Genomic DNA, 26,969 nt, shown 5'->3' with positions numbered 1-26,969 from the left:
ACGGAAGGTGGCTAGCGGTCACGGGTGGCGGCCAATGCGGAGCCGAACTGTGACCTGGCGACGGCTGGCAGAATGGCCCGGGTGGAGCAGACGACCGTGCGTGAAACCGTGCAGCGCCTCTGGGACAGCGAGGTGCTGCCGAGCCTGTCCGGCCTGGTGGAGATCCCCGCCCTGTCGCAGGCCTTCGACCCCGACTGGGCCGCCAACGGGCACCTCGACGCCGCCGTGCGGCACGTGCAGAACTGGATCGCCGGGCGCGGCCTGCCCGGCGCGACGCTCGACGTGGTGCGGCTCGACGGCCGCAGCCCGGTGCTGCTGGTCGACGTCCCGGCGACGCCCGGCGCGGAGGACCGCGGCACCGTCCTGCTCTACGGCCACCTCGACAAGCAGCCCCCGGTCGGCGGCTGGGCGGAGGGGCTCGGCCCGTGGACCCCGGTGGTCCGCGACGGCAGGCTGTACGGCCGCGGCTCGGCCGACGACGGGTACGCCGGCTACGCGGCGACGGCGGCGCTGGAGGCCGTGCACGCGGCCGGCGGCGCCCACGCGCGATCGGTGATCCTGCTGGAGACCGGCGAGGAGTCGGGCAGCCCCGACCTGCCGCGGTACCTGGAGCACCTGTCCGAGCGGCTGGGGCGCGTGAGTTTCGTGGTGTGCCTGGACTCCGGCGGCAACGACTACGAGCGGCTGTGGCTGACGACGAGCCTGCGCGGGATGACCCAGGTGCACGTCACGGTGCGGGTGCTCCAGGCGGCGGCGCACTCGGGGCTGGCCAGCGGCGTGGTGCCGAGCTCGTTCCGCGTGCTGCGGCAGCTGCTGGACCGCATCGAGGACGCCGAGACGGGCGAGATCAAGCTGGCGGAGCTGAACGTCGACATCCCGTCGAACCGCCGCGACGAGGCGGCCGCGACGGTCGCGGTGGCCCCCGGCGCGATCAGCGGTTCGTTCCCGCTGATGCCGGGGATGCGCCCGGTGTCGGACGACGAGCTGGAGCTGCTGCTGAACCAGTCGTGGCGGCCCACGCTGTCGGTGATCGGCGCCGAGGGCTTCCCGGAGCCGGCGAACGCGGGCAACGTCCTGCGCGACCACACGACGCTGGCGCTGAGCTTCCGCCTCCCGCCGACGGCCGACGCGGCGGCGGCGCTGAACGCGGTGGAGAAGGCGCTGACCACGGACGTGCCCTACGGCGCGGTGGTCGAACTGTCCGGAATGGAGGCCGCGAACGGCTGGAACGCGCCCGACCCGTCGCCGTGGCTGGCTTCGGCGCTGGAGCGGGTGAGCGACGAGGTCTTCGGGGCCCCGTGGCGCAGCGTCGGGCTCGGCGGGTCGATCCCGTTCATGGGCCTGCTCGGCGAGAAGTACCCGGAGGCCCAGTTCCTGGTCACGGGCGCGCTGGGCCCCGACTCGAACGCCCACGTCCCCGACGAGTGGCTGCACCTGGCACAGGCGAAGCGGCTCACCGAGGCGGTGGCGCACATGCTGGACGCCCACGCCCGGGGCTGAGCCCGCGGCGCCCTTTTCATTTCCCCCACGGAAATCCCTCCGCGCGTGGTTCGAGTGGCCTTGATGACAGATCACCAAGACGTGACCCCGCCGATGCTGCACATACTCCTTTCGGATGGCAGGATGCGAGAACTCATCGGTACGACCTACTAAGAGTGACTAGGAGTAGCTCCGTGGCACGTGCAACACACTTCAAGGCGCTTGCCCTGCTGCCCGCGTTCGCCCTGGCCGGGCTGACCATGGCGTGCGGCGCTGGTGGCAACGGCTCCGGAGGCACCTCCCAGCCGGCAGGCGGGCCCGCGGCGTCGCAGTCCGCGGAGATCCCCGCGGTCACCAAGGACCCGGCCCTCGCCGCGATGGTCCCGCAGGCCATCGCCGCCGACGGCAAGATCGTCGTCGGCCAGGACCAGAGCTACGCGCCCAACGAGTTCGTCGACGAGCAGGGCAAGGTGGTCGGTTTCGACGTCGACCTCGGCAATGCGATCGCGCAGAAGCTGGGGCTGACGACGGAGTACCAGAACGCCGCGTTCTCCGGCATCCTGGCGGGTCTCGGCGCGGGCCAGTACGAGCTGGCCATGTCGTCGTTCACCATCAACTCCGAGCGGCTGCAGACCGTCGACATGGTCTCCTACTACAGCGCCGGCACCTCGCTGGCCGTGCCGAAGGGCAACCCGGACAAGATCTCCCTGGACGACCTGTGCGGCAAGAACATCGCCGTCCAGCAGGGCACCGTCCAGGTCGACGACCTGGCCGCCCGCTCGCAGCAGTGCACCTCGTCCGGCAAGCCGGCGATCAACGTGCAGCAGTTCCAGCAGCAGACCGACGTCAACCTGCAGGTCCAGACCAAGCGCAGCCAGGCGATGCTCGCCGACTCCCCGGTCGTCGACTACGCGGTGAAGCAGACCGGCGGCGCCGTCGAAACCGTCGGCCAGCCCTATGACGCCGCGCCCTACGGCATCGCGATCAAGAAGGACCAGGGCAGCTACGCGCAGGCGATCCAGGGCGCCGTGCAGGCCCTCATCGACGACGGCACCTACGCCAAGATCCTCGCCAAGTGGGGCCTGAACACGAGCGGTGCGCTCACGAAGGCGGAGCTGAACCCGCAGAGCTGATGACCGAGACACGTCAAGTCACGACCCAGCCCGAGGACATCCGCGCGGTCCCGGTGCGGCACTACGGCCGGTGGATCGCCGGCGTGGTCATCCTGTTCCTGGCGGCCATCGTCGTCCGCAGCGTGGTCACCAACGCGAACATGCAGTGGGACGTCGTCGGCGACTACCTGTTCGACGACCGGATCCTGCGCGGCCTGCAGAACACGCTGATCCTCACCGTCATCTCGATGGTGATCGGCGTGGTCGGCGGTGTCGTCCTCGCGGTGATGCGGTTGTCGCCGAACCCGCTCGCGGCGGGCGCGGCGGCGACCTACATCTGGTTGTTCCGCGGCACCCCGCTGATCACGCAGCTGGTGTTCTGGAACTTCCTCGCGTTGTTCTACCCGCGGCTCGGGCTCGGGGTCCCGTTCGGGCCCGAGTTCGTCAGCTGGGACACCAACTCGCTGATCTCGCCGTTCACCGCCGCCCTCCTGGGCCTCGGGCTCAACGAAGCCGCCTACATGGCCGAGATCGTCCGCGGCGGCATCCTGTCGGTCGACGCCGGTCAGCTGGAGGCGGCGAGCGCGCTCGGCATGTCGCGGGCCAAGACCCTTCGGCGGATCGTCCTGCCGCAGGCGATGCGGGTGATCATCCCGCCGACTGGCAACGAGACCATCGCGATGCTCAAGACGACGTCGCTGGTGGTGACGATCGGGTACTTCGAGCTGATGACGTCCGCGCAGCAGATCTACGCGCAGAACTACCGGATCGCCCCGCTGCTGATCGTCGCCGCGCTGTGGTACCTGTTCATGACCTCGATCCTGACGCTGGTGCAGATGCAGATCGAGCGCCGGTTCTCCCGCGGCTCCTCGCGGCAGGTGGTGGAACGGACCACGTGGGCGAGTCGGCTGCTCGGGTTCCGCTTCGGCAACCGCGGTGACGGGGGAGGTGCGGCCCGGTGACCCCGGTCGTGCAGGCGCAGGGCATCCACAAGCGGTTCGGCAGGCTCGAGGTGCTCAAGGGCATCGACTTCGAGGTGCAGGAGCGGGAGGTCGCCTGCCTCATCGGCCCGTCGGGGTCGGGCAAGTCGACCTTGCTGAGGTGCATCAACCACCTGGAGAAGATCAACGCCGGGCGGCTCTACGTGGACGGCGAACTCGTCGGCTACCGGCAGCGCGGCGAGAAGCTGTACGAGCTGCGCGACAACGAGATCGCCCAGCAGCGCCGCAACATCGGCATGGTGTTCCAGCGCTTCAACCTGTTCCCGCACATGACGGCGCTGGAGAACGTCATGGAAGCGCCGGTGCAGGTGCGGCGGGAGAGCAGGCAGGCGGCGCGCGAGTGGGCTCGTGAGCTGCTCGACCGGGTGGGCCTCGCGGACAAGGAGAGGTCCTACCCCGCGCAGCTCTCCGGCGGTCAGCAGCAGCGGGTCGCGATCGCGCGGGCGCTCGCGATGCAGCCCAGGCTGATGCTGTTCGACGAGCCGACGTCGGCGCTGGACCCGGAGCTGGTCGGCGACGTCCTGGGCGTGATGCGGCAGCTCGCCCGGGACGGCATGACGATGGTCGTCGTCACGCACGAGATGCAGTTCGCCCGTGAAGTGGCCGACAAGGTCCTGTTCATGGACGGCGGCGTCGTGGTCGAGCAGGGGCCGCCGTCCCAGGTGATCGGCGCCCCGCAGCAGGAGCGGACCCGGTCGTTCCTGGCCCGTGTCCTGAAGTCGGCCGAGGAGCAGTAGCGCGGACACCCCCTCGTCCGCGACGATCGTCCCAGCCAGACGGGCGATCGTCGCGGGGAGGGGCGCGCATGCCGGTGATGTACTTCGCGCACAGCTACCGGGAGCGGGACGCGCGCGTCGTGGACTACTTCGGCCGGCTGATGCGGAGCGAGGGCCTCGTGCCCAGCCTGGACCCGCCGTCGGACTCGGTGAATGGCGCGAAGTTGCAGCGCCACCTCAACGCCAGCGACGGGATGATCGCCGTGCTGAGCCGTCGCGAGGACGGCACCTCGCCGCACATCCTGTTCGAGCTCGGGCTGGCCGTGCGAGCCCGGTTCCCGGTGCTCGTCTTCATCGAGGACACGCTGCCGAACGACGTGGTGTCACCGCACGTGCCGCAGCAGCGGTTCTCCTACCGGTCGTTCCTGCGGCAGGCCCCCGCGCACCGGCAGGCTCTGCGGTTCCTCAAGGCCTACCTTGCCACCACCCCGCCCGGCGGTTACGTGCCACTCGGGCGCCGCCGCTCCTGCCTCGTGGTGCGCTCCGCGCCTGACGCGCTGGTCGATGCGACCGCGAGCTGGATCGAGCAGCAGGCCGACTACGAGGTGGGCGTGCTGGACCAGCGGACCGGCGCGGTGCCCTGGGCACCCTTTGACGAGATCCGCGCCGCATCGGTACTGGTGACGTTCGCGTCCGGCGACCAGTCGCGGGGCTACCTGAGCGGCTTCGCGGTGGGAGCCGGCGTGCCGACGATCGAACTGACCGTCGATCCCGGCGTGCGCCGCGACCGGACGGTTCCCGACGAGTATCAACCGCGGCCGGTCGGCGGTCCGGACCAGTTGCCGGGCGTGCTCGCGACCGAATTCGAGCTGTTCGAACAGGACTTCCTGGAGTTGACTGACCAGGACGCGGTCGACCGCTACACCTCGTTCCTGGTCGACCTCCGGGGTGACTACGACTCGGCGACCCGCGAGGCTGCCATGGAGGTGGTGATGGGCGACAAGTACGAGGTGTCGGGCCAGGCGGGCGCCGTCGGCCGGAACGCGCGTGCGAAGAACATGACCTTCCAGCAGCTGTGGCAGGGCGAAGGGGCGCGGCTGGACCTGCCGCGCCTGGCGAGCGAGCTCGAGATCCTCCGCCTGGAGCTGAAGCGCCAGGCGACGACCCGTGAGCACGACGCGGCGGTCGCCGAGGTGGGCGCCGCGGCGGAGGCTGCCGAGCGCGGTGATGGTCCGGAAACCCTCAGCCGCCTGCAGCGGGCGGGCAAGTGGGCCCTCGGCGCGGCCACCGCGATCGGTACCGGAGTTGCTGCCGCGGCCATCAAAGTGGCGATAGGCTTCTAGCGCATCGGCCCGGGAACCCACGGTCCCGCCCGACCGTCGGAGCCCTGTGGGCAGGCGGGTGAAGGAGGGGGATTCACGGATGCCGGTAGGCCAGCCGGGTCAGGCGGAGCGGGAGTTGCCTGCCCTGGATCCCTTCCGCGGGGTGCCGGACCGGCGTTACCACCTCGCCGCGGAGGAGTTGCTCAGACCACTGCTGGAACCGGGCAGCGGCGGCCTGCTGCGCTGGCGCAAGCAGGCCAGCAACGCCCCGATCGTCGCCGTGGAAAACGCTTACATCACCGGGCGGCTCGACCTGCGCGGGGCGGACCTGGACTGCCTGTTCCGCTTCGAGAACTGCCGCTTCGAGCACCCGCCGGACGTGCGCGAGGCCAAGATCCTCGGGTTGGTCTTCCGGCGCTGCTGGCTGCCCGGGCTCAAGGCCCGCAACCTGCGCAGCCGCAACGACGTCCGCCTCATCCGCTGCGTCGTGCAGGTCCTGCCGGGCAGCGACGACGGCGAGACCGCGGTGCAACGCGGCGACACCCGCGAACGCGGGGTGCCGGACGCCGCGATCAACCTGACCGACGCCGTCGTCGAAGGCTCGGTCGTCCTCACCCGCACGGCGGTCGACTACCCGCAGGGCCGCGCGATCCAGGCCGACCGGCTGATCATCGCCGGCGCGCTGCTGGCCTACCGCATGCAGTCCGAGGGCGAGGTCCGGCTCCCCGGCATGCGCACTGGCGGCAACGTGAATTTCTCCGGCGCCAAGCTGCGCAACCCGGACGGCTTCGCGCTCGACGGGAACGGCGCGCACATCGGCGGCAGCCTGCTGTGCGAGGTCGACAACTACGGCGCGGCCAGCACGCGGCAGCCGTTCTCCGCGCACGGTGTGCTGCACCTGCCGAGCATGCGCGTCAACGGCGACATCGTGCTGCGCGCCGCCGAGTTGCAGAGCGAGCAGCAGGGCCGGATCGTCGTCGAGGCGTGGAAGTCGAGCGACCCGTACGTCGACCCGTGGCCGGCGCTGGTCGGCGACCGGTGGCAGGTGGACGGCAACGTCGAGCTGTCCGACGGCTTGTCCGCGGTCGGCACCCTGCGCATGATCAACGCGAAGATCGGCGGCACCCTGCGCCTGGCCCGCGCGCGCATCACGGTGCCGCGTGGTTCGGTCGAGCCGTACTACGACCGCGCGCTGCACCTGGACGGCTCGCAGATCAGCAGCGATCTGGAGGCGACCGGCCTGGAGATCCCGTCCGGGCAGCTGCGCATGGCCGATGTGACGGTCCGCGGGAACCTGCTCGCCGGGCGGGTGCGCCTGCGGCACGCGGAGCGCGACGTCCTGTCCGCCCGCCGGATGACGGTGGCGGGCAACTTCCACCTGCACGAGGCGACCATCGAGGGCACGCTGCGGCTGCAGGGCGTCGAGGTCGGCGGCAGCGTCTACCTGTACGGCACCGACGTCACCAAGCCGGCGGTGCGCAACCGCACCAGTTTCTCGGTGGACCTGCGCACGGTGAAGGTGGGCCGCGACATCACGCTCACCAGCGCCGGTGAGCAGCCGTTCCACGCCGAGGGCGGCGTCAACATGGACGGCGCCACCGCCGGCCGCCGCATCGACTTCACCGGCGCGGTGCTGGGCTCGTACAACAAGCACGCGATCGCGCTGGACGCGAGCGACGTGGGGGCGGACGAGTTCCTGCTCAACCTTGCCGAGCCCGCCACCGGCAGCATCGTGCTGCGGCACGCGCACTGCCAGACGCTGGAGGACAACGACAACTTCTGGCAGGCCGAGGGCGGCATCGAGCTGGAGGACTTCCGCTACGACGTGCTGAAGCGCCCGATCGACATGAAGGACGACGCCGCCGTGCGGGACCGCATCGAGCGGCTGCGCACCGCGATGGCCGGCTACCGGCCGGGCCCGTACGACCAGCTCGCCGCGATGCTGCGCAACAGCGGCAACGAGGAGCACGCGTCGACGGTGCTGTTCAAGAAGCAGCAGTACCGCTACGAGGCGCTCGCGCAGGGCTACCGGGTGCTCGGCCCTGGTGTGCGGTTGTGGAGCTGGTTGCAGCGGTGGATGGTCGGTTACGGCTACCGCCCGGTGCGGGCGCTGGCGTGGCTGATCGCGCTGCTGGCGGCGGGCAGCATCTACTTCGGCGCGGGCACCGACTCGTGTGTGAACGACCCGGTGCGGTACATGGTGAGCGGTCCGCGGTGCGCGGTCGACCAGCAGGAGACGGGCCTGGAGTGGAACCCGGTGCTGTACACGCTGGACCTGCTGGTGCCGATCGTCGATTTCGGCAACAAGGGCCGCTGGTACATGCACGACCTGGACAAGTGGGTGTCGAACGGCTTCACCGCGATGGGCTGGGTCCTGGCCACCACGGTCGCCGCCGGAGCCGGCCGAATGATCCGCCGAGAGACCTGACAGCCACACAATCGGGTGAAATCCGACACGCGAGAACAGACCATCCGGCACCGGGAGGGGTCCAGGGGGGCGAAGCCCCCTGGCGGGGGGATGGGTCATCTCCCGACGCGATGAGGAGCAGCCGAGGGGAGGCAAAACCCGCAGCTCACCATGGCCGCGAAGCGCACAATGGCGACAATCGCACGGTTCCGGCACCGGGAGGGGGGTCCAGGGGGGCGAAGCCCTCCCTGACTGGAGGCGGGGGGATGGGTATCTCCCGACGCGATGAGGAGCAGCCGAGGGGAGGCAAAACCCGCAGCTCACCATGGCCGCGAAGCGCACAATGGCGACAATCGCACGGTTCCGGCACCGGGAGGGGGGTCCAGGGGGGCGAAGCCCTCCCTGACTGGAGGCGGGGGGATGGGTATCTCCCGACGCGATGAGGAGCAGCCGAGGGGAGGCAAAACCCGCAGCTCACCATGGCCGCGAAGCGCACAATGGCGACAATCGCACGGTTCCGGCACCGGGAGGGGGGTCCAGGGGGGCGAAGCCCTCCCTGACTGGAGGCGGGGGGATGGGTATCTCCCGACGCGATGAGGAGCAGCCGAGGGGAGGCAAAACCCGCAGCTCACCATGGCCGCGAAGCGCACAATGGCGACAATCGCACGGTTCCGGCACCGGGAGGGGGGTCCAGGGGGGCGAAGCCCTCCCTGGCGGGGGTTTGGGGGTCGACCCCCAATGCAATGGCGAGTAGCCCCGGCGAAGCGCAAAGCGCGAGCAGGGGTCGCCCAGCTACGAGCGGACGACGGGATTCGAACCCGCGACCCTCACCTTGGCAAGGTGATGCGCTACCAGCTGCGCTACGTCCGCGTGCCCCGGTTCACCGGTGCGATGCACAGTCTATACGGGTGCGATTCGCCGGGTTGACGGGGTGGCCATTTTGGGGTGATCTTGGGTGGCTGCGAGGTGTGCGTCGCCCTGTCGGAGGGAACTCGGTCACTCCGGGAGTACAAGGGGTGACGGCGAGCGTTTCGCTCCGTATGGTGTCTCCATTCAACCGAACGGGTTAGTCCCGCGGGGGAGGAGGTGGCTGGCCGCATGACGGACGACGCGGCGGTGCCGGAACAGCGCTTGGCATCGGAGGACGAGCAGGCTCTGTTGAGCAGGCTCCGTTCCGGTGAGGATGCCGCGTTCCGCGAGTTGTTCGAGCTGCACGCTTCCGCCGTCCGCAGGCTGGCCCGTAGCCTGGCCGCCGATTCGTCCGAGGCGGAGGACATCACCGCCGAGACGTTCTTCCGCGTGTTGCAGGCGTTGCGCCGCGGGAACGGCCCGAAGGAGCACATCCGCGCGTACTTGCTGACGGTGGCGCGCCGGGTGTCGTGGGAGTGGCACGGCGCGCGCCGTGATGTGCCGGTCAGCGACGACGAGCTGACCCACCGCGCGGGGGCGGGCGCCGACGCGCATGCCCGGACCGCTGAACACAGCTTGATCACCACGGCGTTCACCAGTTTGCCGGAGCGCTGGCGGACTGTGTTGTGGCAGACCGAGGTCGAGGGTGAGCAGCCCGCCGTGGTGGCGCCGCACTTCGGGTTGAGCGCGAACGCGACGGCGGCGCTGGCGCGGCGGGCCCGGCAGGGTCTGCGTGCCGCGTACCTGCAGGCGCACCTGGCGATGAACCGGATTTCCGACGTCAGTTGCCGCGGGGTGATCGAGAAGCTCGGCGGCTACACCGCGGGCAGCGTCACCGGTGCGGAGGCGCGGCGGATCCGCGGTCACCTGCTGGGGTGCGCGTCCTGCCGGGCGATGCACTCGGAGCTGCGGGACGTCTGCTCGTCGCTGCGGGCGCACGCTGGTGTGGTGGCGCTGCTGGTGCCGGCCACCGCCGTTGCCGCGGGCACGGCCGCGGGTGGCGGCGCGACGTCGGGCGTGCTGACCACGTTGAAGACCATGCTGGTGTCGAAGCTGAAGATCGGGGTGGCGCTGGCGTCGACCACGGCCGCGGGTGTGGTCGGGTTCGCGGTGGGCCCGGCGATGGTCGACGACTCGCAGCCGATCGGCCTGCCCGAGCAGGGTGGGGTCGAGTTGCGGATCGCCGAGCCGGAGTCGCGGCTGAGCCCGCCGCCGCAGGTGCTGATCGCGCCCGACGAGGTGACGCTGCCGTACCCCGGCGCGCCGCTGCCGAGCACGGTCGTGGCGAAGTCGCAGCCGCCCGCGAAGTCGATCGAGCAGGCCGAGCCACCCGCCCGGCAGCAGCCGCACACGGACGGTCCGAGTGACGTCGGCGGGCGGTCGGACCAGGTCGAACCGACGCAGTCGTCGTCCCGCGGCAGTGCGCGCGACGACCTGCCGACGACGGACGCGACGCCCTTGTCGAGCGAGGACTCGCCGACGCGGGACAAGCCGGGCAAGGGCTGGGGCCGGGACAAGGACAAGCCGACGCAGGCCGAGTCGCACGGGCCGCCGTCCTGGTCCGCGCCGTGGTGGCTGTGGCGGGACCGGGACCACGGGCACTCCGGCCAGGGGTCATCCGAGTAGTCGATCTCTGTCCGCGTCTCGCGCGGCGGGCCGCGACCACGCTACGGTTGGACAAGCGAACGACCGTAGCGGGAGGCAGCGAAAGATGAACCGCGTGGTGCGGGGAGGCGACGGCCGCGAGTGGGTCGTCCGGGCGCAGATGGAATGGCGCCGCCCGGCAACCGCCGAGGACTTCGAGCGGGACATCTCCGGCAGCTACACCTCGGGCATCGCGATGCTCGCCGTGTGCGTGCTGCTGGCCGTCATCCTCGTCGCCTGGCTGCCCGACACGGTCGTGGTGCCGCCGTGGGTGATCTACGGCCTGCTGCTGATCGTGGTGTTCTTCCCGCTGCGGTGGGTGCTGAACCGGCCGTGGACGGTCGTCGCGGAGACCGACGGCGGCGTCACCGGCGAGCCGCCGCCGGAGCGCTGGGTCGGGATCATCTCCGGCATGTTCCGCGTGCGCAGCGAGCTGACCAGGCTCGCGAAGACCATCCAGCGGGAGGCGGGCCCGGACTTCGAGGGCCCGCTGCGGCCGATGGAGTAGCGATGCCGGAGCTGCCGGAGGTCGAAGCGCTGGCGTACCACCTGCGTGAGCACGCGGTGGGGCGGCTGGTCAGCCGCGTCGACGTGGCGTCGCTGGCCGTGCTGAAGACGTTCGACCCGCCCTACACCGACCTGCACGGGCGTGAGGTGACGGGCGCGGGCCGGTTCGGCAAGCACCTCGACCTCGACTGCGACGGCCTGCACCTGGTGGTGCACCTGGCGCGTGCCGGCTGGCTGCGCTGGGCGGACAACCTCTCGCCCGCGCCGCCGAAGCCGGGCAAGGGGCCGATCGCGCTGCGGGTCCACTTCGGAGACCGCGGCTTCGACCTGACCGAGGCGGGCACGAAGAAGGGCCTGGCGGTGTGGGTGGTGCGGGACCCGCAGGAGGTGCCCAGCATCGCCCGGCTCGGCCCGGACGCCCTGTCGCTGCACCGGGATTCGCTGGGCGAGCTGCTGGCGGGCCGGACCGAGCGGCTCAAGTGGGCGCTGACGGACCAGTCGCTGATCGCCGGCATCGGCAACGCGTACTCGGACGAGATCCTGCACGCCGCGCGGCTGTCCCCGTTCGCGACCGCGGGCAAGCTGTCCGACGACGCGCTGGACCGGCTCGCCGAGGCGGTGCACGAAATCCTGACGAGCGCGGTGGAGCGCTCGGTGGGCCAGGACGCGGCCCGCCTCAAGGGCGAGAAGCGGTCCGGCCTCCGGGTACACGCGCGGACCGGCCTGCCCTGCCCGGTGTGCGGGGACACGGTGCGTGAGGTTTCCTTCGCCGACAAGTCCTTCCAGTACTGCCCGACCTGCCAGACGGGCGGCAAGCCGCTCGCGGACCGTCGCCTGTCGCGCCTGCTGAAGTAGCCTCTCACCCCGCAGGGTGGCGAAGTCAGCACAGAAAGTGTGCTGAAGAGCTTGCACCCGGCGTCACGAGCGCAGAGCATTGACGCCGTGTCCGGTCTGCCGATCTCGCAAATCATCCCGTGGAGCGTGGCGGGTGTGCTGCTGATCGTCCTGATCGTCGTGCTGGCGCGGACCCGCAAGCCGAGCAGCTCGATCGAGGACGCGGTGCTCGAGGCCGTCTACCACATGTCCCGCGCGACACCGGATCTCCGCGAGGGTTTCGACCAGGCCAGCGCCGACCGGATCACCTCGCAGCTGCTCGAACTGCTCAAGTGCGTCGCCGTCGGCATCACCGACAACGAGGGCACGCTGGTGTCCTGGGACGGCGAGGCCAACGACCACTACCTCGACCTGAGCAGCGCCGTGATGATGTCCATCCGCAAGGCGCGCCGGGAGGTCGTCTCGCACGACGACGTCCCGTGCGACCACCGCGGCACCTGCAAGATGAAGACCGCGGTGATCGTGCCGCTGCTGGTGGAGGACGAGGTCGAGGCCGCGCTCATCGTGGTGGGCCGCAGCTCCGGCAAACGCCTGATCCAGATGGCGGACGCGGTCGCGCAGTTCGTCACCACCCAGTTCGAGCTGGCCCGCTTCGAGGAGTCCAAGCACCAGTTGCAGCAGGCCGAGATCAAGGCGCTGCGCGCGCAGATCTCGCCGCACTTCATCTACAACGCGCTCAACACGATCTCCGCGCTCATCCGCACCGATCCGGAGGAGGCGCGCGAGCTGCTGCAGGAGTTCGCCGACTTCACGCGCTACTCGTTCCGCACCTCCGGCATGTTCACCACGCTCGCCGACGAGCTGCGCAACATCGACCGCTACCTGACGATCGAGCGGGCCCGCTTCGGCGGCCGTCTCGAGGTGCGGCTGAAGATCGCGCCCGAGGTGCTGTCGGTCGTGGTGCCGTTCCTGATCATCCAGCCGCTCGTGGAGAACGCGGTGCAGCACGGTCTGGCGAACAAGCCGACCGGCGGCATGGTCACCGTCACCGCGTCCGACTACGGCACCGAGGCGCTGATCAGCGTCGAGGACGACGGCATCGGCATGGACCCGGCGCGGCTGGCCGACCTGCGCAACTCGCACCGCACCGGCGCGCACGTCGGGCTGGGCAACATCAACGCGCGCATGCGGCAGCTGTTCGGCGACGAGTACGCGCTGATGGTCGAGACCGCCCCGGGCGCCGGGATGAAGGTGACGCTGCGGGTGCCGAAGTTCGCGCCGGGCGTGCGCACCGACCTGCCGGACTACGCGGAGGCGCCGCCGGAGCCGGCCCGCAACGGCCGTCTGCACAAACCGGACGGAGTCCGTAACCTGGCGCCATGACCAGCGTGACGGACAGGCTGAGCAGCAGGATTTCGCGCATCGGCGACCGGGGCGACCGCAAGGACGTGGTGGCCGTCGTCAAGCTGCACGGGGTGATCACGCCGACGCCCTCGCCGCTCGCGCGCGGCACCATCAACCTCGCGGCCGTCGAGTCCGCGCTGACCCGCGCGTTCGACCACGACCGGCTCAAGGCGGTCGCGTTGCTGATCAACTCGCCGGGCGGCGCGCCGACCCAGTCCGGACTGGTCGCGGAGCGGATCCGGCAGCTCGCCGCGAAGAAGCCGGGCGTGCCGGTGATCGCGTTCTGCGAGGACGTCGCGGCGTCCGGCGGTTACTGGCTGGCGTGCGCGGCGGACGAGATCTACGCGCACCGCACGTCGATGGTCGGTTCCATCGGCGTGATCAGCGGCGGGTTCGGGTTCACCGGTCTGCTGGAGCGCTTCGGCATCGAGCGGCGCGTGCACACCGCGGGTGAGAACAAGAAGCGGCTCGACCCGTTCGCCCCGGAGAAGCCGGAGGACGTCGAGTGGCTGAAGAAGATGCACGCACAGTTGCACGAGATGTTCGTGGAGTGGGTGAAGGAACGCCGCGGCGACCGGCTCGCCGACACCGAGGAGCTGTTCACCGGCGACGTCTGGCTCGGCGCGAAGGCCGTCGAGCTGGGCCTGGTCGACGGGATCGGGAACCTGCGGGAGGTCGTCGAGCAGCGCTGGCCGGACGCCGAAATCACGATCGCCGAGCCGAAGAAGCCGCTGCTCGCCCGCCTGGGGATCGGCGCGCCGGCAGCCGCCCAGGCGCTCCTGGACGCGGTCGCACAGCGAGTTGCTTGGTCACGCTACGGGATTTGAAAGCGCTCGCCCGCAAGCGGTATGGACATCGCATCGTGCAGTAGGCAGGATGCGAGTCACTGTGAGTGCGCAACAAGACACCAGAAGACTGCTCGTCCTTGCCGTCGATGACGAGCCCCACGGGTTGAACCTGCTGGTCGACACGCTGCGGGGCAACCCGCACATCGGTCGCGTGTTCACCGCGGTCGACGCCTCCGAGGCGCTGCGCGTGCTGGCGTCGGAGGACCCGGAGGTGCGTGAGCGCAAGGAGCGGGGCCTGCCGCCGATCGACGCGGTGTTCGCCGACCTCCAGATGCCCGGCCTGTCCGGCATGGAGATGGCGCGCGTGTTCTCCGCGATGAGCCCCGCGCCGGTGCTGGTGTTCGTCACCGGTCACGCGCACGAGGCCGTCAACGCGTTCGACCTCGGCGCGGTGGACTACCTGCTCAAGCCGTGCAACCAGCACCGGCTGGACCGGGCGGTCGAGCGGGTGCTGGAGAAGCTGAAGACGGTGGCCCCGCCGGGGCCGGGTGCGGCCGCGCCCGCCGCGCCGGACGACGACGAGGTGATCCCGGTCGAGCTCGCCGGGACGACGAAGCTCGTGCCGCGCTCGTCGGTGCGCTGGGTCGAGGCGCAGGGCGACTACGCCCGCCTGTTCACCAAGGACGGCAACAGCCACCTGGTCCGCATCCCGCTGACCCAGCTCGAGGAGCGCTGGGAGAAGGCCGGGTTCGTGCGGATCCACCGGTCGTTCCTGGTCGCGTTGAACCTGATCACCGAGCTGCGCATGGGGCAGGGCGGCTACCAGGTCGTGATCGGCAACGAGGAGAAGCTGCTCCCGGTCTCCCGGCGGCACACCCGTGAGCTCAAGGACCGACTCACGGGTGGTCGATGACCGAGGACTTCTACCGTCGCGCCGACGGGGTGCGGGAACCGGACCCGACGCTGGGCAAGAACTACCAGCCCGCGTCGGTGGAGCCGGTGCCGCCCGCGCCGCCGCCCGAGGCGCCACCGGAGCCGGCGAAACCGCCGAAGCGGCAGCGGGTGGTGCTGGCCGACCCGCGCTCCCGCAAGACGACGCCGACGCTGCGCGCGCGCCTGGAGCTGGAGCAGCAGACCAGCTGGGGCGAGCTGCTGATCCGCGATCTGGTCAAGCACCAGCTGCGCACGGCGCTCGGGTTGAGCGCGCTGGTGCTGGTGCTGCTCGGGGCGCTGCCGCTGGCCTTCTACCTGTGGCCGGGGTTCGCCGCGCTGCGCGTGGTCGGCGTGCCGCTGGCATGGTTGCTGCTGGGGCTGTTGCCGTTCCCGTTGCTGCTGCTCGCGGGCCTGGCCTACAACCGGCTGGCCGAGCGGCACGAGCGGGACTTCGTGGACATGATCGAGTCGTGACCGGCCGGCGGAGCCGGAGCCGGGGCAGGGGACAATCCGGATCGTGCAGCTGAACCCGTGGGCGCTGAGCGGCATCGCGACCGTCGCCGTGCTGACCTTCTACCTGGGTCACCGCTCGTCCCGGTTCGCCAACAGCACGCACGACTTCCTGGTCGCGCGCCGCACCGTGCGGTCGCGGCGCAACGCCGCCGCCATCTCCGGTGAGTACCTGTCCGCCGCGTCGTTCCTCGGCATCGCCGGGATCATCCTGAAGGACGGCGCCGACGGGTTGTGGTTCCCGATCGGCTTCACCGCCGGCTACCTGGCGCTGATGCTGTTCGTCGCCGCGCCGCTGCGCCGCTCGGGCGCCTACACGCTGCCCGACTTCCTGGAGGCGCGGCTGGGGTCGGTCGTGCTGCGCCGGTGCGGCACGTTCTTCGTGGTGTTCATCGGGATCCTCTACATGGTCCCGCAGCTGCAGGGCGCCGGGCTGGCGCTGACGACGGTGCTGAACGTGCCGGGCTGGGTCGGCGCGGTGACGGTGACCGTGCTGGTCGGCGTGAACGTGATTGCGGGCGGCATGCGCGCGATCACCGTGGTGCAGGCGTTCCAGTACTGGCTGAAGCTGTTCGCGATCGCGCTGCCCGCGTTCGTGCTGTGCGCGGTGTTCCTGGCTGGCGGCAAGCCGGGGCCTGCCGGTTCGCTGGGGTCGCCGGCGCCGCCGGTGTTCGCGGAGCAGACCACTGTGGACATCCGCACCGACGTGGCCTTCGAGGTCGGCACGCTGACGCAGGTCCGGATCGAGCACCCCGGCGACGCGGCCCCGCACGAGGAGATCTGGGTGCAGGGCTCGACGCAGGAGCTGCCCCAGGGCACCCGCGTGTGGTTCACGGCAGGCACCCCCGTCCCGACGGTGAGCGACGCGGCGGTCACCAACGCCGACTGGCTGCACCCGGGCTCGGAAGGGCTGCGGGACCTGCTGCAGACGTATTCGCTGATCTTCGCGACGTTCCTCGGCACGATGGGCCTGCCGCACGTGCTGGTCCGCTTCTACACCAACCCGGACGGACGGGCGGCGCGCCGCACGACGGTGCACGTCCTGTTGCTGCTCGGCCTGTTCTACCTGTTCCCGACGATCCTCGGGGCGCTGTCCCGGATGTACGTGCCGGAGCTGCTGGTGACCGGCCAGACGGACGCGGCCGTGCTGCGGCTGCCGTCGGCGATGGTGCCGGGCGTGGCCGGGCAGGTGCTGGGGGCGGTCGTGCTGGCCGGCGCGTTCGCGGCGTTCCTGTCCACGTCGTCGGGGCTGCTGGTGAGCCTGGCGGGGGTGGTGTCCACGGACCTGTCGAAGGGCCGGGTGCTGGACTTCCGCATCGCCGCCGGTGTGGTCGGGCTGGTGCCGCTGGCGCTGGCGCTGCTCCTGCGGCCGAACGACCTGTCGCTGAGCGTCGGGATGTCGTTCGCGCTGGCCGCGTCGACGTTCTCGCCGTTGCTCCTGCTCGGCGTGTGGTGGCGCGGGCTGACCTGGCCGGGCGCCATGGCGGGCATGATCATCGGCGGCGGGCTGGTGCTCGGCGCGCTGGCGGTGGACCTGGTCAGCCGGTTCACCGGGGGCTGGGCGCCGTGGTTCGCCGACCAGCCCGCGTTGATCACGGTGCCGGTCGCGTTCGCGGTGACGATCCTGGTGAGCCTGGCGACGCCGAACGGCAAGCCGGCCGACGTCAACGGGGTCATGCTGCGCCTGCACGCTCCGGACCGGCTCGGGTTCATGCGGGACCGCGCGGTGGCGCGGTTCGGGCAGGCCGAAGAGCGTACCCGGATGGGACGCGGCCGACACCGTAAGTGACCACGGGTCTAACCCGGGCGACTTTCACTCCATCGGCGGTTCCGTTTACCGCGGGTTGACTTTTTGGCGAAACTTGCCTGTTTGGGGATTCAGGATTTGGACATTCCTACGTCAAACCGGCGTAAGATCGTCAACTCTCCGTAAGATCATTCACTCAAAAGGATTAACAACAAGCCTCACGTTTCGCGGCAAGATCTACCCGCATCACACGCCGGAAGAGGTTGAGACCATGCAAAGGGAGGTTGTCCCGTGAGCACCAGCGACCAGGACCTCGTCGACGAGACGGGTCCGGGCGACAACTGGCAGAAGGTGCAGGCGAGCCCAGAGTTCGCCGAGCTCCGCAAGAGGTTGCGGACCTTCGTCTTCCCGATGACCGTCCTCTTCCTCGTCTGGTACCTCGTCTACGTCCTGCTCGCCGACTACGCCCACGGCTTCATGTCGACGAAGCTGATCGGCAACTTCAACGTCGGCCTGCTCATCGGCCTGCTGCAGTTCGTGTCGACGTTCCTCATCACCGGGATCTACGTGCGGTACGCGAATCGCAAGCTGGACCCGATCGCCGACAGGATCCGCGGTGAGATCGAAGGAGACGCGCAGTGAGGAACCTGGCGCAGGGCGTCGAGGGCAGCAACCCGACGCTGAACATCATCATCTTCGCGATCTTCGTCGCGATCACCCTGGTGATCGTGTTCCGCGCGAGCCGCAACACGAAGACCGCCTCCGACTACTACGCGGCGGGCCGCTCGTTCACCGGTCCGCAGAACGGCATCGCGATCTCGGGTGACTACCTGTCCGCGGCGTCGTTCCTCGGCATCGCGGGCGCGATCGCGATCAACGGCTACGACGGGTTCCTCTACTCCATCGGGTTCCTCGTCGCGTGGCTGGTCGCGCTGCTCCTGGTCGCCGAGCTGCTGCGCAACACCGGCAAGTTCACGCTCGGCGACGTGGTCGCGTTCCGGATGCGGCAGCGGCCCGTCCGCGCCGCGGCCGCGGTCTCGACCCTCGCGGTGTCGTTCTTCTACCTGCTCGCGCAGATGGCAGGCGCAGGCGGCCTGGTCAACCTGCTGCTCGGCATCAAAGGCGACTGGGGTCAGAACGCGGTCATCGCGATCGTCGGCGTGCTGATGATCGTGTACGTGCTCATCGGCGGCATGAAGGGCACCACCTGGGTTCAGATCATCAAGGCGGTCCTGCTGATCCTGGGCGCGCTGGCGATGACCGTGTGGGTGCTGGCCAAGTTCGGGTTCAACTTCTCGAACCTGCTGCAGGCCGCGGTCGATCGCGGCGGTGCGAACGGCGAGGCGCTGCTCAACCCGGGCAAGCAGTACGGCAAGACCAGCACGAGCAAGCTGGACTTCCTGTCCCTGGCCATCGCGCTGGTCCTGGGCACCGCTGGTCTGCCCCACGTCCTGATGCGCTTCTACACGGTGCCCACCGCGAAGGACGCCCGGAAGTCGGTCGTCTGGGCGATCGTGCTGATCGGCATCTTCTACCTGTTCACCCTGGTGCTGGGCTACGGCGCCGGTGCGCTGGTGGGGCCGCAGGCGATCAACTCGGCGCCGGGCACGACGAACTCGGCGGCGCCGCTGCTGGCGCTCGAACTGGGCGGTCCGATCCTGCTCGGGTTCATCTCGGCGGTGGCCTTCGCGACCATCCTGGCGGTGGTGGCCGGCCTGACGATCACCGCGTCGGCGTCGTTCGCGCACGACGTCTACGCCAACGTGATCAAGAAGGGCCAGGTGGACAGCAAGCAGGCCGAGGTGCGCGTCGCCCGGATCACCGCGCTGGTGATCGGCGCGCTCGCGATCGTCGGCGGCATCCTCGCGAAGAACCAGAACGTGGCCTTCCTGGTCGCGCTGGCCTTCGCCGTGGCGGCCTCGGCGAACCTGCCGACCCTGCTGTACTCGCTGTTCTGGAAGCGGTTCAACACCCAGGGCGCGCTGTGGAGCATGTACGGCGGCCTGATCGTCTGCATCGTGCTGATCGTCTTCTCGCCCGCGGTGTCCGGCGGGCCGAAGCCGATGATCAAGGGTGTGGACTTCCACTGGTTCCCGCTGGAGAACCCGGGCCTGGTGTCCATCCCGGTGTCGTTCCTGCTGGGCTTCCTCGGCGCGGTCCTGTCGAAGGAGCGCAACGAGAAGAAGTACGCCGAGATGGAGGTCCGCGCGCTGACCGGCGCACACGCCGAGAAGGCCACCGCGCACTGACCCGGCGAACGGCGAACAGGGCCACCTCCGGTGACGGGGGTGGCCCTGTTCGGGCTCACGTGCAGTTGATGGGGGCGCGTGCCAGTATGTGAACGTGCAACCAGGTGACATTCCGACCGCGTCCGTCTCCGAACTGCCCGCGGACGGGCTGGTGTTGCTGGACGTGCGCGAACAGGACGAGTGGGACGCCGGCCATGCCCCCGGCGCGGTCCACATCCCGCTCGGCGAGCTGCCCGCGCGCACCGACGAGCTGGCCCAGCTGCCCGACGACCAGCCGCTCTACGTGGTGTGCCGCACCGGCGGCCGCTCCGCGCGGGCCGCGGCGTGGCTCAACGCGAGCGGCTGGGACGCGATCAACGTGGCAGGCGGCATGAAGTCCTGGGAGACCGAGGGCCGCCCGGTCGTCGGCGAGCACGACGGCCCGCCCGAGGTCCTGTAGGCCCGATGCACCCGACCCCGAGGCCCTACCGCCCCCGGCCGCGTGTCAGCTGGGTGGCGAACCCTCCACCGGGTGCGATCCGTCCCCGGCCGGCGCGCCCGGCCGAGCGCTACGACGGCCCGCCGTCGTACCACGTGCCGCCGCGCTGGGGTTTCCCGCACCTGGCGTGGCGGGTGCCGACGGCGGTGCCCGGCACCCCGTCCGGATATCCGAGCCCGGTCGAACGCGTGCGAGTGCTGCACCGCAACGCGGTCACGATCCTGTGGTTCCTCGCCGGGCTGGCGGCGGTCGCGGCGGGTGCCGAGTTCTGGCGTTACGCGCTGCTGGTGATGAGCCGGTCGACCGCACTGCACGCGTCGACCGTGGCGTTCTCCGACGCGCTGGAGATCATCGCGTCGCTGCTGACCGTGGTGTTTGGGCTGATCGCCGTCGCCGCGACGCTGTGGTGGCTGCTGGTCGCCCGCAGCGCCGCCGCGGAGGCCGCCGGGCAGGAGCCGGCCCGCTCGACGGGCGAGGTCGTGGCCGGGGTGCTGGTGCCGGGGGTGAACCTGGTGATGGCGGGCTCCATCCTCGCCGAACTGGAGCACCTGGTGCTGGGCCGCGAGCCGGACCGCCGCCCCCGCCCGTCGCGGCTGGTGCTGGCCTGGTGGGCGGCCTGGGTGGTAAACGAGGTGCTGATGGTGCTGGTCATCGGGTGGCGCTTCAAGGACGGCGTGCAGGCGATGGCGGACGGCGTGCTGCTGACCGGGTTGCTGAACACCTCGGCCGCGGTGCTGGCCGGGCTGACCGCGGTGCTGGTGTACCGCCTGACGACGCTGCTGGCGCCGGTCCGCACCGACCGGCTGCGCCCGCTCCAGGTGCGATCCGTGAAGGGCGCCCCGCCGCCGGAGCTGCGCACCGCCCGGCCCGCCGGCGCGGCCCGCTGAGCTGCTGCCGTTTCGCGGGACGCGTGCCGCCCCTGGCCCGGTGCAGGCAGGGGCTGCCAGTGGCCAGCGCAGGGCGCGCACTGGCGCGGCTCGTTGAGCTGCCGCCGTACGGCTGCCGGTTGGCAGGACGTCTGCCGCAGCTGGGCCGTCGGCCGCCCTCGGCGCGGCCCGCTAGACCGTCACCGGCAGGTTCTTCAGTCCCCGGATCACGAACTCCGGCCGCCGCTCCGGTTCGGCTGCCAGGCGCAGGCCCGGGAGCCGCTTGGTGAGCGCCGACAGCGCCGCCGCGATTTCGATCCGCGCGAGCGGCGCCCCGATGCAGTAGTGGATCCCCGCGCCGAAGCCCAGGTGCGTGCCGTCGCCGCGGCCGACGTCCAGCGTGTCCGGCTCGGCGAACACCTCCGGGTCGCGCGCGGCCGCGCCGAGCAGCGCGGCGATCTTCTCGCCCTTCGCCACGCGGAAGCCCGCGATCTCCACGTCCTCGGTCGCGGTGCGCTCGAACAGCTGCAGCGGCGAGTCGAAGCGGATCAGCTCCTCCACCGCGGTCGGCATCAGGCTCGGGTCGTCGACGAGACGCTGCCACTGGTCCGGGTGCCGCAGCAGCGCCCAGACCCCGTTGCCGATCACGTTGACCGTGGCCTCGTGGCCGGCCATCAGCAGCAGTACCGCGGTGGCCACCACCTCGTCCTCGGTGAGCTCGGCCCTCAACAGATCGGTGATCAGGTCCTCGCCCGGCTCCCGGCGGCGCCGCTCGGCCAGCTCGCGCAGGAACTCGACGAACTCGGTCGCCGCGCGCTCGGCCGCCACCCGGCCCTCCTCCGGCAGCCCGTACTCGTACATCTTCACGATCGCGTTCGACCACGGCACCAGCCGCGGCCGGTCGGCCTCCGGCACGTCCAGCAGCTCGGAGATCACCGCGACCGGCAGCGGCTGCGCGAGCGCGTCCAGCAGATCGCCCGACCCCGCCTCGGCGATGCCCGCCACCAGGTCGTCCGCCAGCCGCATCACCGTCGGCCGCAACCGCTCGACGTGCCCGCGCCCGAACGCCGACGAGATCGACCGGCGCAGCCGCGTGTGCACCGGCGGCTCGTTCTCCAGCAGCGAGTTGCGGTGCAGCAGGTTGAACGACACGAACTGCTCGGCCGGGCTCGCGTCGGTCCAGATCCGGCCCAGCCCGCGGTGCCGCAGCACCGCCGACGCCGCCGCGTGGGAGACCGCGATCGCCAGGCCCAGCCCGTCGTGCCGGTGCACCGGCGCCTGCGCGCGCAGGCGGGCGAACTCCGGGTACGGGTCGGCGAGGAAGGCGGGGTCACGGGGATCGAACACGACCCGAGCCTAATCCCCCGATCCGGCGGGCCGTGCCCGGTTCGGTAGCGTCTGCGGCCTGTAATCCGAGGAGGCGAGATGGGCAAGGGCGCGCGCAAGCGGGGTCCGAAGAAGGACAAGGCACCGAAGGTCCGCGAAGTGTTCGTGGGGCAGCCGTTCGAGGGGCTGGCCGCGGAGCCGGAGCTGATCGCGCTGCGCGAGTTCGTGCCGTCGGCCACCGCGCCGCTGTCCCTTGTGGACGCGGGCGAGCGGAAGATCACGCTGGCCACGGTGCTGCCGATGGCCGCGGCCGCGTTCGTGCGTACCGACGGCGAGGTGTTCGTCGGGCTCCAGGTGCAGACCCGCTCCAGCGACGTGAGCCGCGACCTGGGACGCGCGATCCGCTGGGCGCTGACGGCCGAGCCGGGCGACGTGCTGCCGGTGCCGGACACCACGAGCCCGCCCGCCGACGGCGAGCGCCTGCAGGACCTCCTGGTGGCCGACGCCGAGCTGGACGTCACCCTGCACCCGAACTTCGACTGGTGGCTGCCCGAGGACACCGACCCCAGCGGCGAGGTCAAGGTCTCGCTGGAGCGGGCCAACGAGGCGATCATGCCGACCGAGCGGCTGGGCACCGGCTCGTACTGGGTGCTTGCGGGCGAGAAGGCGCACCTGCGCTGGGTCCGGCCGGAGCCGGAGGGGCGCCTGATGCAAGCGCTTGCGCGCCTGTCCGCGGCGGGTGAGCTGTCGCTCGGCGAGGGCTCCCGCTACGCCGGGTCGTTCCGCGCACACGGCCTGCTGGTGCCGGTGTGGGACCTGGACCCGGAGGCGCACGCCCGCGAGTGGGCCGAGCCGGCCGAGCAACTGGGCGCCCGCCTGGAGGAGGCCCTGAAGTCCGTCGACGCCGAGCCGCTGACCGCCGCCGAGCGCCGTGCCCGCGACGGCCTGGTCGGCAGGCAGCTGACGCTCCGCTAGTGATCCTGCACCTCTGCGCGGCCGCGGAGTGGACGGGCGCGGACTACCGCGCCCCGTCCCTGGACACCGTCGGCTTCATCCACTGCTCCGACCCGGGCACGGTGGCGATCCCGGCGAACGCGCTCTACCGCGGCCGCACGGACCTGGTGCTGCTGGAGATCGACCCGGCGCGGCTGGACGTCCCGCTGCGCTGGGAGGCCGGCGACCCTCCGCATCCGGACGGCATCCTCTTCCCGCACGTCTACGGCCCGATCCGCGCCGAAGCCGTGGTGGCGGTGCACCCCTTCCCGCCGAACGCGGACGGCGTCTTCGAGCTGCCCGCGCGCCTCGCGCAACGAGACCCCCGCTGAGGCGTCCACCTCAGAGCGCGCCGGACAACCTGAGGGGGCCGTCATGCGTGGACTCGGCGAAGGGGTAAGACACACGGCCGAGGGAGGCGATACGGTGACCTCGGCCGCGTCGGCCATCGCCTGGGGAGGCGGCCGCGCGGCGGGGAGGGGGTCAGCGGTGAGCGACGAGCTGGCGGACTTCGGAGAGTTCGTCCAGGCGAGCCTGCCCGGGCTGCTCCGATACGGCCACGCGCTCACCGGCAACCCGCACGACGCAGCCGACCTGGTGCAGACCGTGCTGGAGAAGATCGGCTCCCGCTGGACCCACGTGCAACGCAAGACGGCCGACCCGCTGGCCTACGTCCGCCGTGCGATGGCGAACGCGCACATCAGCCGCTGGCGGCGGCTGAAGCGGGAGAGCCTGGTCGCCGACCTGCCCGAGCAGCGCACCGCCGAACCGGTGGACCCGTTCGAGCACGAGCCGCTGTGGCAGGCCCTGCGCGAACTGCCGCCGCGACAGCGCGCGGTCATCGTGCTCCGCTACTACGAGGGCCTGTCCGAGGCCGAGATCGCCGCCTCGCTCGGCGTCAGCGCCGGCACGGTGAAGAGCCAGGCCAGCAAGGCGATCGCGACGCTGCGGACCAAGATCGGTTCGATCTCCGGAGGGAGGGACGACTGGTGAACCCCGACGACGAGCTCGGCGACGAGCTGCGGCGGTTGTTCGACGACGACCGGCTGGCGATCAGGCCCGCGCCGGGCGCCGAGAGCGCCATCGTCCGCGGCGCCCGCCGTCGGCGTCGCCGCCGCACCGCCGTCGCCGCCTCCGGGGGTGTCCTCACCGCAGCCCTGCTCATCACCGCCGGTCTCGTCGCCACGCGTCAGGACCCCGGCGTCCACCAGGCCGCCCAGCCCACGACGGCCGCCCCGACGACGACCTCCGAGGCGCCCGGGCCGGTCGTGGTGCCACCGTCGTTCCCCGAACTGCCCACCCAGTCGTCGGCGCCGTCGTCGACCACCACGGTCCTGCCCGCGCCCCCGCCTGCCGGCACGTCCACGCGTTCGCCGTCGAGCAGCAGCCGCACGACCGTGCGCCCGGAGCCCGCGGCCGTGGTCCTCGGCCCCACCGGCTACGGGCCGCTGCGGCTGGGGATGAGCTTCGACGAGGCCAAGGCGACCGGGCTGCTCGCCGACGCGGGCACCGCGCCCGCCGAATGCACCACCTACCGGCTCACCGAAGGCACGGCGAACGTCGCGTCGGTGACGATTTCGCCGACCGGGGGAGTGGTGGTCTTCACCGCGACCGGCGCGCGCACGCCGGAAAAAGTCGGCGCCGGTTCCACGGTGGCCGAACTGAGGACTGCCTATCCTGATTTGACGGCCGGCGGGGGGAATTACAGCGCTGCCGCCGGATCGGGCGCCAACTACACGTTCTACGTCGATTCCGCGGAAACCGTCGTGCGGTGGGAACTGGTCGCCCCGCCGGGCTGCTGACTCGAAAAGAGCCCGGGCCGCGGCCCGGGCTCTCGTGCGCTCCGCGGTATGGCGGTCCTACAGGGCGCCACCGGCGACCGGCGGCATGTCCGCGTTGCCGTCGTCGCCGACGGACTCGCGGGCCAGCCAGTTCTCCACCTCGAACATGTTGCCGTTGGCGCGCTTGACCACGTTGACCAGTGTGGACATCTTCGACACCTCCTCGACCTGCTCCTTGAGGAACCACTGGAGGAACTGCTCGCCCTGGTAGTCGTCCTCGGCGCGGGCGGCCTTCATCAGGGTGCGGAAGTCGGCCGTGACCTCCTTCTCCTGCTCCAGCGCGAGCTCGACCAGCTCGAGCGGCTCCGCGAAGTCGTTGCGGACCTCGCCGGTCGGCGGGATGTCCACGTGGTGGTCGGTGTCGATCAGGTACTGCACGATCGCCAGCGCGTGGTTCCGCTCCTCCACCGCCTGGCGGTAGAAGTGCTTGGCCAGCTGGGGCAGGTCCGCGTTGTCGAACCAGACCGCCAGCGCCACGTACTGCTGGGAAGCGTGGAACTCGTTCTGCACCTGCTGCTGCAGGAGCTCGTAGAACTTGGAGCGCGGTTCTTTCTTCAGCATCGCCATGACTCAAGAATAGGCCATTTTGCTGATCGTTAACCCCGTGGGCCTGGTGATTCCGATTTCGTTTGGGTAGGCTTACCGAGATTAGGAAGTGCTTATTTAGGGCGTACTTATTCAGCTTAGCCTTTCCTAATTACCCGATCGGGTCACGAACAATGGGGCAGGACATGCAGCGTGGCCCGCCCCGGCCCGATCCCAGCTCGGAACCGGCGATGGCGAGCACCTCGATGCCGGCGTCCGCCAGCCGCGCGTTGGTCTCCACGTTGCGCTCGTAGCCGACCACCACGCCGGGCGCGAGCGCCAGCGTGTTGTTGCCGTCGTCCCACTGCTCGCGTTCCGCGGTCACCGGGTCGAGACCGGTGTCGATCACCCGCAGCTTCTCGATGCCCATCGCCTCCGCCGCCGCGTGCAGGAACGGCTCCGGGCCGTCCACGCGCAGCGAGCCGTCGCCGTCCGGGCGCAGCGTGAAGGCCACCAGCTCGTCGCGCGCCAGCGGGTACATCACCACGGCGTCCGGCGCGACCATCGTGCAGACGGTGTCCAGGTGCATGGTGGCCCTGGCCTGCGCGATCGGCACCGCGAGCACGGTGTGGGCGATGTCGTCGGCGAACAGCGAGCGCGCCAGCGACTCCGCGCCGGCGGCCGTGGTGCGTTCCCCGATGCCGACGGCCAGCACGCCGGGCGCGAGCAGCAGCACGTCGCCACCCTCGACGGGCGCCGAATGGGCGCCGTACGCGCGCGAGGCGTGGGAGAACCGCGGGTGGTAGGCGTAGATGAGGTCGAGCAGCGCGGTCTCGCGGCGGCGGGCGGGCATGGCCAGCGACGAGATCGCCACCCGGTCGCCGATCCACACCGACGAATCGCGGGTGAACAGCAGGTTCGGCAGCGGGTCGACCGCGAAGTCGTGCGGGTGGTGGATCTTGCGGACCAGCGACGCGCCCTCGGCGGCGGGCAGCTCCTCGAACGTCAGGCCGGCCATCAGCACCTCGGCCAGCGTCGCTGCGTCCACACCGGACAGGTGCGAGCGCAGCGCGTCCCCCAGGTCCTCGCCGAGGCGCCGGTCGTCGACCGCGGCGTGCACCCCGGCCGCGTGCGCCCGAGGGTCGGTCAGCGCCTCGCGCAGCACCTCGGCCAGCAGGAGCACCTCGACGCCGCGGCCGCGGAGCACCTCGGCGAACGCGTCGTGCTCCTCCTGGGCGCGGCCGACCCACGGGATCGAGTCGAACAGCAGCTTGTCGTTGTTGCGCGGGGTGAGCCTCGTGAGCTCGTTGCCCGGCCGGTGGAGCAGGACGGCGCGCAGCGGCCCGACCTCGCTGTCCACCCTGGGGGTTTTGGTGGT

At 70.9% G+C, this 26,969-nt stretch carries 25 protein-coding genes and 1 tRNA gene; 22 read left to right on the top strand and 4 right to left on the bottom strand.

The genetic code is table 11. The features are described from left to right. Nucleotides 1-72: 72 nt before the first annotated feature. The 6 genes from AMYTH_RS0128255 (at nucleotide 73) to AMYTH_RS0128225 (ending at nucleotide 8,058) form a co-directional block, all read left to right on the top strand. The gene (locus AMYTH_RS0128255; RefSeq protein WP_027933078.1) at nucleotides 73-1,500 is read left to right on the top strand and encodes a M20/M25/M40 family metallo-hydrolase; all 1,428 of its coding nucleotides are present in this window, start codon (nucleotides 73-75) and stop codon (nucleotides 1,498-1,500) included. Between the two features lie 173 nt (nucleotides 1,501-1,673). Next, complete coding sequence (locus AMYTH_RS0128245; RefSeq protein WP_027933077.1) at nucleotides 1,674-2,612, top strand: ABC transporter substrate-binding protein; 939 nt, start codon at nucleotides 1,674-1,676, stop codon at nucleotides 2,610-2,612. Beyond that, a complete protein-coding gene (locus tag AMYTH_RS0128240) occupies nucleotides 2,612-3,553 on the top strand; it encodes an amino acid ABC transporter permease (RefSeq protein WP_027933076.1) in 942 nt (313 codons plus the stop codon). Before AMYTH_RS0128245 ends, AMYTH_RS0128240 begins: the two co-directional genes overlap by 1 nt. Further along, the gene (locus AMYTH_RS0128235; protein WP_027933075.1) at nucleotides 3,550-4,329 is read left to right on the top strand and encodes an amino acid ABC transporter ATP-binding protein; all 780 of its coding nucleotides are present in this window, start codon (nucleotides 3,550-3,552) and stop codon (nucleotides 4,327-4,329) included. The genes AMYTH_RS0128240 and AMYTH_RS0128235 overlap by 4 nt, the downstream gene beginning before the upstream one ends. Before the next feature lie 68 nt (nucleotides 4,330-4,397). Then, nucleotides 4,398-5,651: a hypothetical protein gene (locus AMYTH_RS0128230; RefSeq protein WP_027933074.1), complete on the top strand. Its 1,254-nt coding sequence runs from the start codon at nucleotides 4,398-4,400 to the stop codon at nucleotides 5,649-5,651. A gap of 79 nt (nucleotides 5,652-5,730) precedes the next feature. Then, entirely contained in the window at nucleotides 5,731-8,058 is a 2,328-nt protein-coding gene (locus tag AMYTH_RS0128225; protein WP_228684992.1) for a translocation/assembly module TamB domain-containing protein, read from the top strand. Between the two features lie 776 nt (nucleotides 8,059-8,834). On the opposite strand, the gene AMYTH_RS0128220 is transcribed toward AMYTH_RS0128225, so the two are convergent. Next, a tRNA-Gly gene (locus tag AMYTH_RS0128220) sits at nucleotides 8,835-8,907 on the bottom strand. Between the two features lie 228 nt (nucleotides 8,908-9,135). On the opposite strand from AMYTH_RS0128220, the gene AMYTH_RS0128215 reads away from it, so the two are divergent. From AMYTH_RS0128215 to AMYTH_RS0128160, 12 genes are all read left to right on the top strand, one after another. Next, nucleotides 9,136-10,572, top strand: coding sequence for a sigma-70 family RNA polymerase sigma factor (locus AMYTH_RS0128215; RefSeq protein WP_027933072.1), 1,437 nt, complete (start codon nucleotides 9,136-9,138; stop codon nucleotides 10,570-10,572). Between the two features lie 85 nt (nucleotides 10,573-10,657). After that, nucleotides 10,658-11,098 (top strand): hypothetical protein, encoded by a 441-nt coding sequence (locus tag AMYTH_RS0128210; protein WP_017986108.1) that lies wholly within the window; start codon nucleotides 10,658-10,660, stop codon nucleotides 11,096-11,098. Between the two features lie 2 nt (nucleotides 11,099-11,100). Further along, nucleotides 11,101-11,952, top strand: a complete 852-nt coding sequence (locus AMYTH_RS0128205; protein ID WP_027933071.1) for an Fpg/Nei family DNA glycosylase — start codon at nucleotides 11,101-11,103, stop codon at nucleotides 11,950-11,952. A 78-nt stretch (nucleotides 11,953-12,030) separates the two neighbouring features. After that, nucleotides 12,031-13,314: a sensor histidine kinase gene (locus AMYTH_RS0128200; protein ID WP_026153683.1), complete on the top strand. Its 1,284-nt coding sequence runs from the start codon at nucleotides 12,031-12,033 to the stop codon at nucleotides 13,312-13,314. After that, the gene (locus AMYTH_RS0128195) at nucleotides 13,311-14,162 is read left to right on the top strand and encodes a S49 family peptidase (protein WP_027933070.1); all 852 of its coding nucleotides are present in this window, start codon (nucleotides 13,311-13,313) and stop codon (nucleotides 14,160-14,162) included. The genes AMYTH_RS0128200 and AMYTH_RS0128195 overlap by 4 nt, the downstream gene beginning before the upstream one ends. 49 nt (nucleotides 14,163-14,211) lie before the next feature. After that, nucleotides 14,212-15,036, top strand: a complete 825-nt coding sequence (locus AMYTH_RS0128190) for a LytR/AlgR family response regulator transcription factor (RefSeq protein ID WP_051079479.1) — start codon at nucleotides 14,212-14,214, stop codon at nucleotides 15,034-15,036. Further along, entirely contained in the window at nucleotides 15,033-15,530 is a 498-nt protein-coding gene (locus AMYTH_RS0128185; protein ID WP_027933069.1) for a hypothetical protein, read from the top strand. Before AMYTH_RS0128190 ends, AMYTH_RS0128185 begins: the two co-directional genes overlap by 4 nt. A gap of 43 nt (nucleotides 15,531-15,573) precedes the next feature. Then, nucleotides 15,574-17,355 (top strand): sodium/solute symporter, encoded by a 1,782-nt coding sequence (locus tag AMYTH_RS0128180; RefSeq protein WP_027933068.1) that lies wholly within the window; start codon nucleotides 15,574-15,576, stop codon nucleotides 17,353-17,355. A gap of 249 nt (nucleotides 17,356-17,604) precedes the next feature. After that, nucleotides 17,605-17,955: a DUF485 domain-containing protein gene (locus AMYTH_RS0128175; RefSeq protein ID WP_027933067.1), complete on the top strand. Its 351-nt coding sequence runs from the start codon at nucleotides 17,605-17,607 to the stop codon at nucleotides 17,953-17,955. Beyond that, nucleotides 17,952-19,562 carry a solute symporter family protein gene (locus tag AMYTH_RS0128170; RefSeq protein WP_027933066.1) on the top strand — a complete coding sequence of 537 codons (1,611 nt, stop codon included), beginning with the start codon at nucleotides 17,952-17,954 and terminating at the stop codon, nucleotides 19,560-19,562. The genes AMYTH_RS0128175 and AMYTH_RS0128170 overlap by 4 nt, the downstream gene beginning before the upstream one ends. A gap of 88 nt (nucleotides 19,563-19,650) precedes the next feature. Beyond that, nucleotides 19,651-20,001, top strand: a complete 351-nt coding sequence (locus AMYTH_RS0128165; protein ID WP_020416369.1) for a rhodanese-like domain-containing protein — start codon at nucleotides 19,651-19,653, stop codon at nucleotides 19,999-20,001. Nucleotides 20,002-20,054: 53 nt separating this feature from the next. After that, the gene (locus tag AMYTH_RS0128160) at nucleotides 20,055-20,927 is read left to right on the top strand and encodes a DUF4328 domain-containing protein (RefSeq protein ID WP_027933064.1); all 873 of its coding nucleotides are present in this window, start codon (nucleotides 20,055-20,057) and stop codon (nucleotides 20,925-20,927) included. A 171-nt stretch (nucleotides 20,928-21,098) separates the two neighbouring features. Here AMYTH_RS0128160 and AMYTH_RS0128155 read toward each other — a convergent pair whose 3' ends face one another. Beyond that, nucleotides 21,099-22,253 carry a cytochrome P450 gene (locus tag AMYTH_RS0128155; protein ID WP_027933063.1) on the bottom strand — a complete coding sequence of 385 codons (1,155 nt, stop codon included), beginning with the start codon at nucleotides 22,251-22,253 and terminating at the stop codon, nucleotides 21,099-21,101. A 78-nt stretch (nucleotides 22,254-22,331) separates the two neighbouring features. On the opposite strand from AMYTH_RS0128155, the gene AMYTH_RS0128150 reads away from it, so the two are divergent. From AMYTH_RS0128150 to AMYTH_RS0128135, 4 genes are all read left to right on the top strand, one after another. Next, nucleotides 22,332-23,207 carry a DUF5926 family protein gene (locus AMYTH_RS0128150; RefSeq protein ID WP_027933062.1) on the top strand — a complete coding sequence of 292 codons (876 nt, stop codon included), beginning with the start codon at nucleotides 22,332-22,334 and terminating at the stop codon, nucleotides 23,205-23,207. Then, complete coding sequence (locus tag AMYTH_RS0128145) at nucleotides 23,207-23,557, top strand: DUF952 domain-containing protein (protein WP_027933061.1); 351 nt, start codon at nucleotides 23,207-23,209, stop codon at nucleotides 23,555-23,557. The genes AMYTH_RS0128150 and AMYTH_RS0128145 overlap by 1 nt, the downstream gene beginning before the upstream one ends. Before the next feature lie 157 nt (nucleotides 23,558-23,714). Further along, entirely contained in the window at nucleotides 23,715-24,218 is a 504-nt protein-coding gene (locus AMYTH_RS0128140; protein WP_027933060.1) for a SigE family RNA polymerase sigma factor, read from the top strand. Next, entirely contained in the window at nucleotides 24,215-25,027 is an 813-nt protein-coding gene (locus tag AMYTH_RS0128135; RefSeq protein WP_027933059.1) for a hypothetical protein, read from the top strand. Before AMYTH_RS0128140 ends, AMYTH_RS0128135 begins: the two co-directional genes overlap by 4 nt. 57 nt (nucleotides 25,028-25,084) lie before the next feature. On the opposite strand, the gene AMYTH_RS0128130 is transcribed toward AMYTH_RS0128135, so the two are convergent. Next, a complete protein-coding gene (locus AMYTH_RS0128130; protein WP_027933058.1) occupies nucleotides 25,085-25,633 on the bottom strand; it encodes a ferritin in 549 nt (182 codons plus the stop codon). 130 nt (nucleotides 25,634-25,763) lie between these two features. Further along, nucleotides 25,764-26,951, bottom strand: coding sequence for an arginine deiminase (locus AMYTH_RS0128125; RefSeq protein WP_027933057.1), 1,188 nt, complete (start codon nucleotides 26,949-26,951; stop codon nucleotides 25,764-25,766). Between the last annotated feature and the right edge of the window lie 18 nt (nucleotides 26,952-26,969).

The organism is Amycolatopsis thermoflava N1165, from assembly GCF_000473265.1.
GTDB classification, from domain to species: Bacteria; Actinomycetota; Actinomycetes; order Mycobacteriales; family Pseudonocardiaceae; genus Amycolatopsis_E; species Amycolatopsis_E thermoflava.
Note: the sequence above shows the minus strand (reverse complement) of the source record. Positions and strands in the feature narration are given on the sequence as shown.

What these genes read in the sequence shown, in the direction of transcription:
- AMYTH_RS0128255 (WP_027933078.1), top strand. Translation starts at nt 73, where the DNA reads ATGGCCCGGGTGGAGCAGACGACCGTGCGTGAAACCGTGCAGCGCCTC.
- AMYTH_RS0128240 (WP_027933076.1), top strand. Translation starts at nt 2,612, where the DNA reads ATGACCGAGACACGTCAAGTCACGACCCAGCCCGAGGACATCCGCGCG.
- AMYTH_RS0128230 (WP_027933074.1), top strand. Translation starts at nt 4,398, where the DNA reads ATGCCGGTGATGTACTTCGCGCACAGCTACCGGGAGCGGGACGCGCGC.
- AMYTH_RS0128225 (WP_228684992.1), top strand. Translation starts at nt 5,731, where the DNA reads ATGCCGGTAGGCCAGCCGGGTCAGGCGGAGCGGGAGTTGCCTGCCCTG.
- AMYTH_RS0128215 (WP_027933072.1), top strand. Translation starts at nt 9,136, where the DNA reads ATGACGGACGACGCGGCGGTGCCGGAACAGCGCTTGGCATCGGAGGAC.
- AMYTH_RS0128210 (WP_017986108.1), top strand. Translation starts at nt 10,658, where the DNA reads ATGAACCGCGTGGTGCGGGGAGGCGACGGCCGCGAGTGGGTCGTCCGG.
- AMYTH_RS0128205 (WP_027933071.1), top strand. Translation starts at nt 11,101, where the DNA reads ATGCCGGAGCTGCCGGAGGTCGAAGCGCTGGCGTACCACCTGCGTGAG.
- AMYTH_RS0128195 (WP_027933070.1), top strand. Translation starts at nt 13,311, where the DNA reads ATGACCAGCGTGACGGACAGGCTGAGCAGCAGGATTTCGCGCATCGGC.
- AMYTH_RS0128190 (WP_051079479.1), top strand. Translation starts at nt 14,212, where the DNA reads ATGCGAGTCACTGTGAGTGCGCAACAAGACACCAGAAGACTGCTCGTC.
- AMYTH_RS0128185 (WP_027933069.1), top strand. Translation starts at nt 15,033, where the DNA reads ATGACCGAGGACTTCTACCGTCGCGCCGACGGGGTGCGGGAACCGGAC.
- AMYTH_RS0128150 (WP_027933062.1), top strand. Translation starts at nt 22,332, where the DNA reads ATGGGCAAGGGCGCGCGCAAGCGGGGTCCGAAGAAGGACAAGGCACCG.
- AMYTH_RS0128130 (WP_027933058.1), bottom strand. Translation starts at nt 25,633, where the DNA reads ATGGCGATGCTGAAGAAAGAACCGCGCTCCAAGTTCTACGAGCTCCTG.